The 14,529-nt window shown below is 51.9% G+C and carries 11 protein-coding genes; 3 read left to right on the top strand and 8 right to left on the bottom strand.

All coding sequences use genetic code 11. From position 1 onward, the window contains the following. Positions 1 to 5: 5 nt before the first annotated feature. From GGR48_RS12705 to GGR48_RS12670, 8 genes are all read right to left on the bottom strand, one after another. Complete coding sequence (locus GGR48_RS12705; RefSeq protein ID WP_183952259.1) at positions 6 to 1,181, bottom strand: hypothetical protein; 1,176 nt, start codon at positions 1,179 to 1,181, stop codon at positions 6 to 8. Between the two features lie 56 nt (positions 1,182 to 1,237). Further along, the gene (locus GGR48_RS12700) at positions 1,238 to 3,439 is read right to left on the bottom strand and encodes a GumC family protein (protein ID WP_206362567.1); all 2,202 of its coding nucleotides are present in this window, start codon (positions 3,437 to 3,439) and stop codon (positions 1,238 to 1,240) included. A 13-nt stretch (positions 3,440 to 3,452) separates the two neighbouring features. Then, entirely contained in the window at positions 3,453 to 4,163 is a 711-nt protein-coding gene (locus GGR48_RS12695) for a polysaccharide biosynthesis/export family protein (protein WP_183952258.1), read from the bottom strand. A gap of 39 nt (positions 4,164 to 4,202) precedes the next feature. Continuing rightward, on the bottom strand, positions 4,203 to 5,570 hold the full coding sequence (locus GGR48_RS12690; RefSeq protein WP_183952257.1) for an O-antigen ligase family protein: 1,368 nt from the start codon (positions 5,568 to 5,570) through the stop codon (positions 4,203 to 4,205). A 57-nt stretch (positions 5,571 to 5,627) separates the two neighbouring features. Further along, positions 5,628 to 6,374 carry a glycosyltransferase family 2 protein gene (locus GGR48_RS12685; protein WP_183952256.1) on the bottom strand — a complete coding sequence of 249 codons (747 nt, stop codon included), beginning with the start codon at positions 6,372 to 6,374 and terminating at the stop codon, positions 5,628 to 5,630. Between the two features lie 121 nt (positions 6,375 to 6,495). Beyond that, the gene (locus tag GGR48_RS12680) at positions 6,496 to 7,548 is read right to left on the bottom strand and encodes a glycosyltransferase family 4 protein (RefSeq protein ID WP_183952255.1); all 1,053 of its coding nucleotides are present in this window, start codon (positions 7,546 to 7,548) and stop codon (positions 6,496 to 6,498) included. Further along, a complete protein-coding gene (gene wzy, locus GGR48_RS12675) occupies positions 7,541 to 8,743 on the bottom strand; it encodes an oligosaccharide repeat unit polymerase (RefSeq protein WP_183952254.1) in 1,203 nt (400 codons plus the stop codon). The genes GGR48_RS12680 and wzy overlap by 8 nt, the downstream gene beginning before the upstream one ends. Beyond that, positions 8,740 to 10,230: a lipopolysaccharide biosynthesis protein gene (locus GGR48_RS12670; protein WP_183952253.1), complete on the bottom strand. Its 1,491-nt coding sequence runs from the start codon at positions 10,228 to 10,230 to the stop codon at positions 8,740 to 8,742. Before GGR48_RS12670 ends, wzy begins: the two co-directional genes overlap by 4 nt. 423 nt (positions 10,231 to 10,653) lie before the next feature. On the opposite strand from GGR48_RS12670, the gene GGR48_RS12665 reads away from it, so the two are divergent. The 3 genes from GGR48_RS12665 (at position 10,654) to GGR48_RS12655 (ending at position 14,486) form a co-directional block, all read left to right on the top strand. Beyond that, complete coding sequence (locus GGR48_RS12665) at positions 10,654 to 11,937, top strand: hypothetical protein (protein WP_183952252.1); 1,284 nt, start codon at positions 10,654 to 10,656, stop codon at positions 11,935 to 11,937. A gap of 86 nt (positions 11,938 to 12,023) precedes the next feature. Continuing rightward, positions 12,024 to 13,193: a glycosyltransferase family 2 protein gene (locus GGR48_RS12660; protein ID WP_183952251.1), complete on the top strand. Its 1,170-nt coding sequence runs from the start codon at positions 12,024 to 12,026 to the stop codon at positions 13,191 to 13,193. A gap of 144 nt (positions 13,194 to 13,337) precedes the next feature. Continuing rightward, a complete protein-coding gene (locus GGR48_RS12655) occupies positions 13,338 to 14,486 on the top strand; it encodes a glycosyltransferase family 4 protein (RefSeq protein ID WP_183952250.1) in 1,149 nt (382 codons plus the stop codon). Positions 14,487 to 14,529: the final 43 nt, after the last annotated feature.

The following is a 14,529-nucleotide window of genomic DNA, read 5'->3' as shown; positions in this document are numbered from 1 at the left end:
CATAGTCAACCCGCATCTGGTGTCAGCCGAACGTCTACAATTTGACCGGTAAAACCCGATATAGATTCGGATGGGCGAGCGACAAAAAGCAATTGCTGAATTGGGCACCCTGCTGGCACAACAAAGCGCCCAGAGAACCGGCCATGATCTTGGGTGGAATTAAATACGCTCACGCGACCAAGCTCTCGTCCCTCAGCACAAGTTAGCGTCCAATAAGGCAAAGCCTCAACCGACTGATTTATACCGACACTACGTCCTTGAAGCACGTAATTGCCTGGCATCAATAACTGTGTCTGGCGCAATATCGGTCCGCCAATAGTAGATGGTACGGCAAAATCAAAAACACCGCCGCGTTCACCATGCTGAATTGTAGCCGAAACCCCACTGTCAGTAATCGGCTGCCAGTCAAAGGAGGTCGTCGATACAGGGTTGGCTGTGAAGTCGGGATCTCGTGAACTTTGACGATTGGCACCAGGCCTGATCACCGCATAGAGGCGCCAAGCGTCATTAATATAGTTTTCGCCAAGCAACCGCGTAATCAGAGCGGCTGTTGATCCGGCGGGAAGGGCAAGGCCTCGGCGTTGCATAGCCTCAAACAAGAGCGCTGTTGCCTTTGCATCAGGTCCATTGCCCGAAACATACCCAATGAATTGATCACTCCACGCTGGCCGCTTTGCGAGGATCGTGACGAGGCCCTTACGAATCTGCTCATCGTCGATGGCGGATGCCAGCAACGGGAACATGAGATCTGGCGCAATGCGCGATGTTCTCATCGCAATATCATAATTGCGAAGAGCCCCCAAAATATCACCACGTGCCACCGCGTCCTCATTCGCCCATAACCGGGTGCGCAAATCACGACGCGACAGTTGTTCGGAATAGGCAAAAATGCGCCGGGCAGTAGCCGTATCCCCCCTGGCTTGGGCATTGATTCCCAGTGTTGCCACTGCGGCTACTGCGGTTGCATCCTGCCGCAGGGCAAGCCGAGCAAGCTCATCGGCTCGCTTGCGGTCGGCCGCGCTGGCCTTTGGCCCCGAAAGCTGTTCGGACAGTAGCGCCGTTATTCGACCATCCCAAGGCACCAGAGCGTAGGCCCGGGCCGGGTCGCTCCCACGAATCATGTAAGCCAATGAATGCGCGACCGAAAGATAGCCAAAGCCAGCGGCTAGCATCGCCAGCACACTGCGCACCGTCCATTCGGTTATAGACCGCTGGGAACGAGTGCTTCGGCGCGGCATCAGCCCTTAGCCTCACTCGCCGCCTTGTCTCGGCCATAGCCGTAGCCATATTCATAGCCATAGCCATAATGAGCCTTGCGTGCCTCGAATTTGGTAAGAACGCCACCAAAGATGCGCGCATTAGCGGAAGCAAGTCGCGCCAGAGCGGTTTTGACCAGAGTCGAACGGATACCATGCGATTCCACCGCATAGACGACGCCTTCGACCCGGCTTGCGATCAAGGGCGCGTCAGCCAACCCCATGACAGGCGGGCTGTCGATAATGACATGGTCGAAATGCTCATATAGCCGCTCGATCAGCACCGACAAACGGTTTCCGGTGAGCAATTCGGCCGCGTTGGGGGGAATTGGACCAGCCGACATGGCCGTAAAGCCTAGATCGCTCATGTCGAATGTGAGCGGCACGATATCATCCTGTCCCGTGAGGAAGTTGCTGAGGCCATTGTCGTGGCTCACCCCGCCCAAATGATGAACCGATGGCGAACGCATGTCTCCATCGACCAAAATCACTCGCTTCCCACTGCGGGCCAACATGGTCGCAAGCGCAAGTGCGGTGGTCGATTTACCCTCGGCGGGACGGGTCGAGGTTACCGACAACGAGCGAGGCACACCATGTTCAGTGGTAAACGCTAGGTTCGTTTGGATCGCCAGATAGGCATCGACGAGATCGGACTTGCGATCAAGCAACGCTTCCCGGGGGGTGTTGCCATCGACCTTCGGCACGGCCCCCAGTAGCGGCAGACCGAGCCGCCGCTCGATCTCGGCAGGATCGGCAATAGCCTCGTCCATTTGCTCCAGCGCGAATGCCAGTGCTACGCCCAGCCCCAGACCGGCAAGCAATGCTATCGCTAGGTTGATCAGCAAACGCGGGCTGGACGGCTTCTGTGGTACGTCTGCCTGATCCACCACGGATACGTTGTTGACACCCACGCCGCCAGCGACGCCGATTTCCTTGAACCGTTGCAGAAGTCCATCGTACAGGGCGCGATTAGTGTCCACTTCCTGCTGGTAGATATTATATTGGATCGAACGCCGACGTAGATCGAGATAACTGCCTTTCAGCCGCTCGACCCGTGCTTGCAACGCCCGTTCCCGCTCGACAGCTCCACGATAGTCAGTTTCAATCGACCCCGTCACGCGGCGCTCTTCGGCGGATATGCTGCGATCAAGCTGATCGATCTGCGACTTCAGTGCCTTGGCAGAGGGATATTGGGGTTCGAACTGCGTCAGCAGCTTCTGGTAGTCGGCCGCCAATTCGGCTCGACGTTGACGCAGCATATTAATGGCCTGGTTGCGCAAGGCTTCTGTGGACGCACCGGCACGGCCACTCTCACGATACCGTGCTTCAGCGGCAATACGGTCGGCTGTCGCTTGGCTTAATGCGCTATTGAGCGATGCCAAATCGTCAGCGACGATCGAGCGTTCCGAGGTTGAGCCATCCGCATTCGACTGCGCAGGAAGATTGATAATCCGTTCCTGCGAGGCGTAGGCGACCAGCTGGCGTTGGCTCTCATCAAGCCGCTCCTTCTGCTGTGCCAACTGACGCTTTAGCAGGTCCCGACCGTAGGAGGTTGCCTGAACCTTCCGCTCGAGATTGGTTTGAATGAATGCTTCGGACCAAGCATTGACGACCTTGGCAGAAAACTGAGCGTCCGGGCTCGTGAACCGAATGTCGACCAGACGCGACAGTCGAGTCGGCGCCACGTTAAGATGATCGAGAAGAATTTGAGCAGCTACGCGTTGCCGGGTATCACGGCCAGCGGCGGAATAGCGACCGTCAACCACCTGAAACGCCGGATCCGCTGAAGAGATACGGAACAGCTCATAAAATTTTGGATCGTCGATCAAACGAAGCTGTGTTGCCACACGCTCAGATAGCGAATGCGATTGCAACAGTCCGTACTGGGTCTGATAGAACTCCTGATCCGCGACGCTTGTTTCCCGTTCAACGCCTTGGAAGTTCGTAACTTGACTCGCCTCGCGTGAAATCTCGATCGTGGCTGATGCCGTATATTTTGGCGTCATTAAAAGAGTCACGATTAGTCCAAGCAGAACGAACACTATTGTCGTCCCTGCGATGACATAGCGCCAACGTCTCGCAATTCTCAAATAGTCCCGAAGCATGGAACTGTCGTCCTTGCCCGGCAGGCTCAACGCGGGCGATACCTGACCGCCCCGTAGACCGGAAATCATGGAAGTCATGTAGACAAGAACCTTATTGCAGGATCGCGATCAGCGGGGCCGCAAGTAGCGGCGAGAGCGAAACGAAGTCGCGGAACAGGCGGCGCTGCGGGGAATCGCCGACGACAATCACGTCATTGGCAAAGACAGGCGGATCGTCATAGGTACCTTGCCGGATGGCAGCGACGTTATACAATCCGGCCATCCGTCGATTACCAACGGTCCGCAGAATTACGACATCATCCTGGCGCGCGAACTCGGACAACCCCTTGGCGGATGCAATGACCCGCATGAGTGTCATCTGATTGGTCACCGGGTACAGGCCAGGCTCCACGACCTGCCCATCGATGGTCACCACTTGGCTGACCGAGCTCTTGATGTTGACGGTCACCTCGGGGTTGCGAACATAACGTGCCCGCAACGCTGCATCGATCGTCTGAGCCAGCTCGCCTGCTGTCTTGCCCCGGGCATCAATCGTTCCAGCGAGCGGCATGGCAATGCGACCACTGGCGTCCACCTGCATCTCACGGCTGAGATCGGGAACGTTGAAAACGTCCACTTGGATGGTGTCGAGCGGCCCGATAAGAGCGGGACGATCTGCAGCGGTGAGATCACCGCGATCCGGCGCCGGTAGAACCGAACTGCCTTCGACCACTGTCAACCGATCGGTCGATTCCAAACGCTGCGGACCAGCGCATCCTGATGCAATTGCGGCAATCAGGAGGGCAATACAAAGCTTACGCATGCGCTCAAATATTCCACGACATGAAACGAAATGTGGAGGCTATAGTTCGTGGCCCCGGCGAGGTAAAGCCGCACCCTCTTCTCGGTGCTGCTCGCCTAGCCAAAGACCCGACAGCGCGATCACTGCCATAATCAGCGGGGTTCGGGCGGGATAATCGAAAAAACTAGCAATCATAATAAGAAAAATTATCGACGATCCAAGTCTTGGCAATGCGTCATTTCCCTTATTTTGCCATACCAATGCCGTCCTAATTGCCCACCAGACTGTCGCCAATAATAAAACTATTAATCCTAATAAACCACCATCAAGAATTATCTCAATATAATCATTATGAGCATGGTTGAAATATGTAAGTTTTAGCAATTCAAAAGGCTCATGAATTCGAAAGACTGGATCGAATCCGCCAAATCCTGAACCAATGGGAAAGTATTCATAAGCCATGTGCATAACGGTTGGCAACGCACGCAGCCGCATATCTTCATTGCCATCGATCGATACGGCACGATTAATTGAAACCGCTCGGTCGGTGAAGATGAATAGACCTACAAAAAAAATTAAGATTAGCACTGCACCGGTTACCAGCGACGGCAACAGCCAACGCGGCCCCTTGCGAGTCAGCTTCCGTAACGCCGGCCACGAGAAGAGCAGGGCGATGATGATCGCGACAGCACCTACCATCAGACCGGCGCGTGACCCTGTGGCCAAGATCGTAAGGGCAAATAGAAGAATGAATCCAGAGGCTACTGGCAGACGCCAACTGACGAGCGTGACGCGCGTTGCCCAAGCCGGAGCGATCAGACAGCCCATTGCCAAAAACAAGGCAAAGTGATTGCGATTGGCGAACAAGCCGCTGACCTGACCGGGCGTGTCATTAACGAATGGATTGGAAAACCCCGCTCCGGAAAATTGCAAAAGCCCAATTAGAGCGGCCGCCCCGACCAAACCCAACAAGAGGGGCAGCATGTGCGACCGCTCGTCCGGACGCACCATCGTCGCCAACAGCAGGACAACGCCTGGTACGACTAAGGACGACAACGCATTCAATGTTGCTCCGGGAACCATCGATATAGGCCGCCAGACGTCGCCACTGTCGGCTCCGACAAGCATCATCCGGCCTGGCAAGGCCTTCCACAGGGAGGGGGGCAGCGGAATCAGTTGAATGAAAACGAGCATGCCCGCTAAGGCAAAGAAAAGGCCCGCCGTTCCCATTCTACGCAACGGAACTCTTGGCGCAAACAGAATCGCTGCGAGCAACACGCTCCAAGCCACGGCCTGAACAACGATCTGCCCACCTACGTCTGCACGGGACGCCCCTCCTGCGATCAGGAGAGTGACGAAAAGCCCGCACAAGAGCATGAATGCCAGACTGGGCGCTGGCACAGGACCGGAACGACGATGAAGTGGCATATTGGTAGGCGCCTATGTCTTTGGACGGGCCGGCACAACCTCGATAAGTCAGGCCGCTTAATATTGGCCGGCGACGATACGCCAGAAGGGCTTCGATCGCCAAACTCGGAACAGGCTCGCCAAGTGCCAGCGCAGATGGCGCATCGACTTATGGCTATCGCGCCGGGCATCGTGAATCACCTCAAGGTCGCGGATTAATTCGACGCGATTACCCGCGAGGCGCCATCGTGCGCATAGATCGTAGTCTTCGCAATATAGCCTGTACCGGTCGTCAAAGCCGCCGAGATCACGAAACCTCGCGATCGGCGCAATCAGGAACATACCGGCCAACCAGAAGAAGTCCGACGCGTCGGGATCCGCTTCCCATCCAGCCAATCGTCGATTCCTTCGAGCAAGCAGGTTGGGAACCGATAGATTGCGCCGGACCGAGTCCTCCTCAGCACCGTTCGGCGCGACCACTACCGGCGCACGCAACGGCGATCCCGTTGTCCAGTCCAGTGCTGCCAGCTTTTCTAGGAACCTGTCATCGGTGATGCGGATGTCAGGATTGACGATCGCGTACAACTCGCCTTCCGCCTCTATGGAGGCAGCATTATGATTGGCTCCAAAGCCCTTTGGAGAGTCGTTAGAAATCACCTTCATTCGAAGCCGGGGTACTAGCTCGAACGGCTCGGAAATATTCAATGTGACGATGACAAGCCAATGTTCGATATATGTCTGGCGAGCGAGATCCTGCAGGAGTTTACTAACGAGAGGACCATGCCCATGGCTGACGATCGAGATAGTTCCTTGAACGGAAGGCATGGAGCAATTCCTATTATATGCGGCCACAACTAATCATCACCGATAGTCGGGGCTGGGTACCGGGTCTTTATGTGGAGAAAGCGACCGTTCGCCCGCTTTCGGGACCATCAGATAGAGCGCGTCATTCGAAATGGCGGGCATAAGGATAATTGGCCATCGCCAAGGCCGTGTCCCTAGCTTGCAGACTGACTTTCTGCTGCAGTATGGGGTCAGCCATTACCGATGCCATGCGTCGAGCATCGTTTCCGACGTTCATGGATAGCATGAAGCCGTTCTGCCCATCCTGAATCATTTCGCCCATGACGTTGACGTCCGTCGTCCAGACAATACGCGCACGTCGCAACGCGTGAATCACGCTGCCGCTGGCCGGCATGACATGCTTGTACGGCGTATAGGGCAGAACTACATGCGCCGCCTGCTCGAACAAAAGGTCAAGATCGGCGTCGGGCACATAGCCGTGGAACGTCACATCAATCTTGTAACGGTCTTGCAAATCACACAGATAGCGCTCGGCGGCCAATCCGCTCGCCTGACCTACCACATGCAACTGAGTGGTAGGACGAATGGCGCGTACAGCTTCGTGTAACTCCAGCACATAATCCAGTCCCTTATTGGGACCGATGAAGCCGAAATAGATCATTGCTGGTGCCAGGGAAGCGGTTGGCGGCCATATGCGATCGGGATCTACAATATGTGGAATGACGATCACATTGGCCCTCGGAGCTAGGGCAAGTACCCTTGCCCGTCCACCTTCCGAAAGCACGAAGACCCGTCTCAATTTTTCTATCATGCGGCGCTGCGTTCCGAACGCCCCGAGATACCAATCCATCCCTCGCGACAATCGCATCAGTAAGGGCGAATTGAATTGAAAATAAGGAAAGGTTACAAAAGGCGGATCATGGATGGTCACATCAATATTGGCATACCCTGCCTGCAAGAGCCGAGTAATTGCTATGCGCTCACGATGTTGGAAAATTCCTAATTGCACATGAAACTGTGCCCCTTTCGGTATTTTGCCGATTGCATCAATGATATCTTGGGGGTCGGTTAGTATATAACCTTTAGAGGCTAGAACTTTTTCATGAAAAATTCTTGCATAATCCGTGATGCCCGAACGTGAATGTGTCGTGCAAATATGAATCTTTGGAGTGCTAAGCGAGTGATATTCAAGCATTAGCCGTGCCTCCATTACTGGTACGGTCATGGAAAATGATCGTAAATCCTAAAAATATGATTGTGTTCAGCAATAGTAGAGAGAACTCGTTAGCGACGCCGCTAGTTAGTGGATAGACCAGCATACCTAGGCCAAAGACACGAGCTATGCCTCCACCGAAATAACGCGACAGCCAAAGTATGGCGCACGTGCTGGCGATGATCGCAAACAGGTTAAGAAGGGCAACCCAGGGAGAAACATACCAAGCCATTATTAGATTACCAGGCACCCCCGTCATAAAAGTCGAGTAACCCTCATATGACTGGGATCCAGCGATCAACAAACGCTCGGGCGTCATAGTTGGTGCGATCCCGCCTAGAACCCCCGAAAGAGCCTGCTTAGCGTAAAACAATGGTTCCAAAGCGCTTGCGGACCATTCAAATGACTGGTGATTTTGGACTACATAAGCAACATTTGAAAATGAGGAAAGCCGTCCTACGAAACGCCCCATCAGCATGTCTAATATGCTAAGTTCAATGTGAACATCACCACGCAAACTACTACGAAATTCGTAGAGCTTACCAATCACAATAGGTAATATTGTAACACTTGAGATAACTAGCCAAGGTGCACGCCGAAATATGATGATCATTTCCACACTATACTTAGCACACATAGCAATCGCGACATAATTGAATACACCAAGGCCGGCTCTCAACAGGCCTATCGATATCATAATTATCACTGCCATCAGATCGGTTGACAGTCTCTTCGGCGTCGACAGAATGAAGAATGCTCCAAGATAGAACGGATCTATTCTATTCAAGACTTGGATAAAAGGCATTATTGCGCCCGGGGCAGTATAAACCTCCCTATCCATCACACCGACACCAAATAATATGGTGACCACGGCATGAGCGAGGCTTACGATCCCGAAAAACATAAGATTCGTCTTGAACGGAAGTTTGTAGACGTTTCTTGGCGGTATATTAGAGAAAACGCCAGCAACCTTCCAAGCGAATATATATGGCGTTACACATATCGCGGCAACAAATACCAGCTGTCCAAATGTAAGATAAACAGGGTTAGGGAAAAAATCACCGTTAAACTGGCCTGTAATTAAACAATAAAGACAACTCATCACTGTCGCTATAACGAACGCGCCATAAATTATGAAAAGTTGTTGCTGAACAATAGGCTTGGACGTCGTAGTCATCCAGAAATTCCAAAGCTTGAACGGCGTATTACAGGCCAACTACCACGGAAGAGTCGTAAAAATAGGATTCCGTTTGCGGCCAGTCCCATGGCACAAAACACTGCAAGAACGACGATTCCCACCAAGGGCCGTTCAATCCATGGCAGTATGAAAGCCACAGGCAGGATCACCATCACACCTGTCAGCAATGGCAAAGCCGCGGTTTTCCATAGCCATTCCGCGAGGTGGGGCCCAAGAAAGCGAGGCGTGATGATCGCAGCCAGGATCATTGCGGCCGAGGCATTCATAGCCACCCAGGGGATCGCCGCCCCCAGCAAGCCATATCGGGATGCACCGAAAAACATGGCGACGGGGAGTAAGACGGCCGACGCTGCTCCGAACATAATGTTTGTGCGGGTGTGTGCGTTGGCCACCGCCAAGTGATAGGGCATATATTGCACGGCCAGCAGTGCCCCCCCCCCTCCGAGAATACGGCTTATCATTACAAGCTCTGGACTTGGCTTTCCACCCTTAAGCAAAGCGAGAATATGGGGCGCGCCAATCACGATTCCAATTGTAGAGCAAAACGCAACTGCAGAAATGAAAAAGGAATACTGCATATATGTCTCATGGAGGCCAGAACGGTCACCACGTGCAGCCTGGCCTGTAAGCCTTGGAAGAACGGTGATTGCGAGTGGCAGTGCCAACATTGATGGAATTTGGCCAATTAGACTTGCGATAGAATACAAGCCAAGAACGTCAAGCGAGAATACTTTACTAACTACCAGCTTGTCTGATTGGGTATTGACCGCAGAGATTAACGCAATACCGAACATGCCACCCGCAAATGCCCAGATAGATTGCAATGCTGGCATAGAGAAGTGTGGCTTGTTGGGCGTTCCGATAACGCGCCATATCGTGCGCCGCAACGCCAACAGAGTTATCGCCGATACAGCGAGTTGCCATGCAAATAGGAACTCGACCGAAGGCCAGAAATAGAGCGGGATCAAGACGATGCCTGATCGGATCACGCTAAATCCAATCTGATATCCGGCAGCAGTGACGTGACGGCTCGCGCCCAGAAGTCCGCCGATATAGAGCGCCAGCATGACTTGCAAGATAGCCGAGACGATCATCAAGCCAACGCTCCATCGCACTTGAGCAGGCTCAAGTCGGGAGGCATTTAACCAATGATCTGCGATCGGCCCCGCGCCAAATATAGCAACGAGGATAACAACCAGCACGATAAGCATATAGAGCCACTCAAGGGATCGCAGTAAATCTCCGAGCTTCTGTTTATCTATTTCGCGAGCCATTTCCCTCGCAAATGTATTCGACATTCCCATGTCTACGACAAATACTATGCCTAGTAGGCTCGTACTGAATGTGACCAAGCCGAATGCTTCTGATCCCAATATCTTGATATAAAGAGGGACGAATACAAACGTCGAAAATCCCGCCCAAAGGCGCGATGCGTAATTGGCGAGGATGTTTCTGTTTATTTTCATTATGGTTAATAAGCCAGGCAACGTACTTTTATGATACCAATTGGCATCAGCAAACCTGAGAGAGCGTCCATTTCGCAAAAAGCTTCATGAAACGTCTGCAGATTGCCTTTACGGTTGCGAGTCAACGCTCCATTACGCATTCGAGCAAACGAGTCCCGCTAACAATCCGAGCTTTCCCAGACGTCCGTAAGCGGATGCGGCCGCATTGACCAGCCTTTAGTGAGCCTTCAAGCTTGCAAGGGCAACGAACCAGCCTCTTATCCCGACGACCATATCGGCGCATCGCAGCTGACTTTCGCGCGTTGGAAAGGTCATGATAGCTTCACCGCCACACACCCTCCCCCCCCCCCCCCTCACTTCCCTTCTGTTTGGTGACATTGAGTTATGAATCGACGACAGGCAATCGCAGGCGGTGCCGGATGCATGGCGATCGCTGGCCTCGCAACCGCCCGCATGTACATCGATCCCAAGCCCAGGAGTCAATCTCCAAACCTTTCCGGCAAGACTGTAAATGTGCGAGACTTCTGTACTGCCGATGGCCTGCACAGTGACTCAAAGACCTATCAGGCGTTGATTGATAGCCAGCCTTCAACTATTATTTATCCTGATAATACAACGCTTATACTGGATGCCCCCATAAGACTGAACAGCGACCAAGAGCATATTTTTGGATCAAATGTCCGAATAGAGGCTGATGTCGAAGGCTTTGCGCTATCCGCCACAGGTCTTACAGGACAAAACTTAGGTGCCTTGGTACAACCAATAGATCGCTATTCTAAGTCCATTATTCTGGATAGAAATCCTGAGATAAACCCTGGTGATGTCATCATTCTTGCCAACTTATCCAACCCCAATAGCATAAACAATGACATCAACATTGTCGACAAAGTTTATGCTAATACTATAACCACAAGGCACCCAATTGGACGGGATTTCCCTACGGAGAAATTTGCAATTTATCATGTTTATTATGTAATCAAGAATTTAACACTTCGTGGAAATTTACGCATAAAAAACCAAAACCCCTTAGGCGGAATAATCCGCTTTGTTTATACATCTAATATAGTAATTGATGGAATTGATATTGAGGATTCCGGCTATATAGGAATATCTTTTGAAAATAGTATGAATGGCCGGTTCGACAATATAAATATTAAAGGCGCAGGGGCATCTGGACTGGGATTTCGCTCATCGAAAATTATTAGCATTAATAATCTTACAGCAAATGGAATCCGCTCTGATGAGGCTCTGACATTTTATGACAATGTATCCATAGCAGATGTTAAAAATGTTAATATAAATCAGTATAATTTCAAAGATCGCAAAAAAGGGGAAAGCGCTGGAAACAATATTCTAATTGATATGTACTGTTCACATATAAAATTAGACAATGTATTCTGTCGAGGGTCTTCTACTTATAATTTTATGATAAATAACAATAGTAATTATTGCTCAATATCAAATTTTGACTTGGGTGACTCGAATCTTGGAGGTATAAGAATTTCAGATTTCAGTAAATACAATAAAATAGGCAGTGGAAAAATATCTGATATTATCGATATAAGTGACCAAGAAGCAGGGAAATTGGTTTCCGGTATAAGCATTGGTGAAAGCTGCACTGGTACCGAAATTAGCCCCAGCATTTCCTTTAAAGGGATTTTGACAGGTAAGCACATTATGAGGTGGTCCGACACGCGAAGGCTCTGAAAATGAGTGTCGCCCCCTCATTTCGCATTTCATGCACCTTGGGTTAGGACAAGGTGAACGCTCAGTTGCCACGCTAGGATATGCCCTTGACCGCGCCCGACGACGCCCCGCTGCTTTCCATCCTGATACCGACAAAAAATCGGTATGAGACGTTGCTGCCAGTTGTATCAGAAATTTTGGCCAAGATTTCGGATCCGCGATTGCAAATCGTCATATGTGACAACTCTTCACCTAGGCAGGACGTGGTCGATACCCTAGTCGCGTCTGATTCGAGGATATCCTATCACTACTTTAGCGATGAAATCTCTATTGTCGACAACACTGAACGCGGCTTGGACCTCTGCCAAGGTGAATATTTATGCTTTATAGGTGATGATGATCTGGTTTCTCCATACATCATGCGGATCGTTGGCTGGCTTAAAAAAATTGGTGGAGATTGCCTTATTTATCCGCCCGCCCGCTATTGGTGGAGTAGCGTCGCATTCGCCAAGGAGAGTCAATATCTTCACCCTGGCGCATTCTGGCTACCAAAAGCGCGAAACGGCGCAGTGCGGCAGTTGGACTCCGCCTTTGAACTGGATCGTGTATTGAAACGGGGCGGCGTCGCTTATCTGGATCTGCCTCGACTGTATCATGGCATTGCGTCCAAGCGCGCCGTTGAAAGGGTCATGAAGCAATTTGGGCGCACCGTCCCTGGATCGTCGCCCGACATGGCACTATGCGTCGCGTTGGCCCTGACCAATCGCAACCATTATTCGATAGACTATCCGGTCACAGTATTTGGGGCGTCACGCAATAGCGGCGGGGGCTGGACAGCAGCAAAAAAGCACCATGGGCGCATCGAAGACCAAAAGCATCTTCCTCGTGATATTCTAAAGAACTGGAATGATAATCTTCCTCGAATTTGGACGGAACAAATTATATATCCTCAAACCATCCATGAGGTAATGTCTCGGATCGGGCGTAAACCGAATTTGTCATATGCTACGACATATGCATCAATAGCGGCGTATGAACCCCATGTGATATCGGCACTTATTCCGATCGCGTCACGGTACCTTTCTAGTAATCCCGGTCAAATTCCAAAAACATTTTTTCAGGCTGCCTTGAAGGTTGCAGGAAGAATTCGTGTTTCGATCAACAACCGGACCGGCATCGCCATGCCATTTGACCTGTACAAGTTTCAAACAGTTGCAGATGTCATGTCATTTTCAAAAAATATTCCTCTCCCTGAGGTAGTTTTGGAGATTTTGTAGAACAAGGCTGCCTAGATATTTGGCATTTCGCTCCTTCCCTTGCGAACTGAGGCCTTTACGCATAATGACAGGGTACGACGCCTCTGTGACGTCGTAGTGGATTCCGCAATGTGGGTTTCTCGCGTTACACGAAACGGTCATGAGATGACCCCTGAATCTAAGAACGAGATCATGACAGCAATCATCGGCTTCAACCACCTGTTCATTGATTCAGGTTCCTTGACCGGACCTGGTTATTACGCCATCCAGCTACTCGAAACCGCATTGCGCCTGCCCGAGATCACCCGATCGCCGTTTACATTCAAAGTCTTTGTACAACATGGCACGACGCACCATTACTCGACAGCAGCGAAAGCACATTTGATTGAAGTTCCAGCACTGTCGGGGCGTGTATCACGCGTCTTATGGGAACAGTTTAAGCTACCGCTTTTGGCGAAGAGAGAAAAAGTCGACCTCCTGTTCAGCCCTGGCTTTGTTTCTCCCGCCTTTGGTGCGCCGATCCTCGCTACGACCATTCACGACATGTACTATCGAGCCGTACCTGATTTGGTCGAACGCTATCAGCGTCACTATTGGCGTGCGATGATTCCGTTGACTAGTCGTGTATGCGACCTGATTCTGACGGTTTCAGAAAGCAGCGGACGTGACATCGAGCATTTTCTTCCTGCGGCACGCGGGAAGGTGGTCGTAACGCCTTTGGCAAGCCGCTTTGCTCCCATTGAAGTGCTGCCACCTCGCCCCATAGGCGGCACCCCTTACATGTTGATGATCGCCAACCTCACGCCGAACAAGAACGTCACGCGCGTTGTCGAGGCGCTGGCGCTACTCCGCCATGAAGGGCGAAACGTCGACTTTGTCCATATCGGTGTCGATCTGCGCGACGAACTGGCGCAGGCGATTGCCACATTCGGCATGCAGAACCATGTTCGGATGCTGGGCAAGGTCGACGATGCAACGTTGGTCGATACGGCCGTGAACAGTCTGTGTGTGGTCGTACCTTCGCTTTACGAGGGGTTTGGTATGCCAGCGATCGAGGCCCATGCGTTAGGAGCACCCTTGGTCTGTTCAAACCGGAGCGCCCTGCCGGAAGTGGCTGGAGATGCAGCACTTTTGGTCGATCCAGAAAGTCCCAAGTCCATAGCTGCTGCCATCGCCAAACTGATGGATGACCCTGAACTTCCAATGACGCTACAGCGCAAGGGTTTGGAAAATGTTCGGAATTTTTCGTGGGATCGCACCGCTTCGTTGACGCTCGCTGCCTTCACGCGGCAACTCAATCGAAAGCGCAAATGATGTAGGGCTGCGGGCCTGCCCATAACGGCAGAGCCCACATGGC

The sequence above is a fragment of the Sphingomonas pseudosanguinis genome, from assembly GCF_014196255.1.
GTDB classification, from domain to species: domain Bacteria; phylum Pseudomonadota; class Alphaproteobacteria; order Sphingomonadales; family Sphingomonadaceae; genus Sphingomonas; species Sphingomonas pseudosanguinis.
Note: the sequence above shows the minus strand (reverse complement) of the source record. Positions and strands in the feature narration are given on the sequence as shown.

Excerpts from the sequence above, each read along its gene's own strand:
- GGR48_RS12700 (WP_206362567.1), bottom strand. The coding sequence starts at position 3,439 with ATGACTTCCATGATTTCCGGTCTACGGGGCGGTCAGGTATCGCCCGCG.
- GGR48_RS12695 (WP_183952258.1), bottom strand. The coding sequence starts at position 4,163 with ATGCGTAAGCTTTGTATTGCCCTCCTGATTGCCGCAATTGCATCAGGA.
- GGR48_RS12690 (WP_183952257.1), bottom strand. The coding sequence starts at position 5,570 with ATGCCACTTCATCGTCGTTCCGGTCCTGTGCCAGCGCCCAGTCTGGCA.
- GGR48_RS12685 (WP_183952256.1), bottom strand. The coding sequence starts at position 6,374 with ATGCCTTCCGTTCAAGGAACTATCTCGATCGTCAGCCATGGGCATGGT.
- GGR48_RS12680 (WP_183952255.1), bottom strand. The coding sequence starts at position 7,548 with ATGCTTGAATATCACTCGCTTAGCACTCCAAAGATTCATATTTGCACG.
- wzy (WP_183952254.1), bottom strand. The coding sequence starts at position 8,743 with ATGACTACGACGTCCAAGCCTATTGTTCAGCAACAACTTTTCATAATT.
- GGR48_RS12670 (WP_183952253.1), bottom strand. The coding sequence starts at position 10,230 with ATGAAAATAAACAGAAACATCCTCGCCAATTACGCATCGCGCCTTTGG.
- GGR48_RS12665 (WP_183952252.1), top strand. The coding sequence starts at position 10,654 with ATGGCGATCGCTGGCCTCGCAACCGCCCGCATGTACATCGATCCCAAG.
- GGR48_RS12655 (WP_183952250.1), top strand. The coding sequence starts at position 13,338 with ATGACCCCTGAATCTAAGAACGAGATCATGACAGCAATCATCGGCTTC.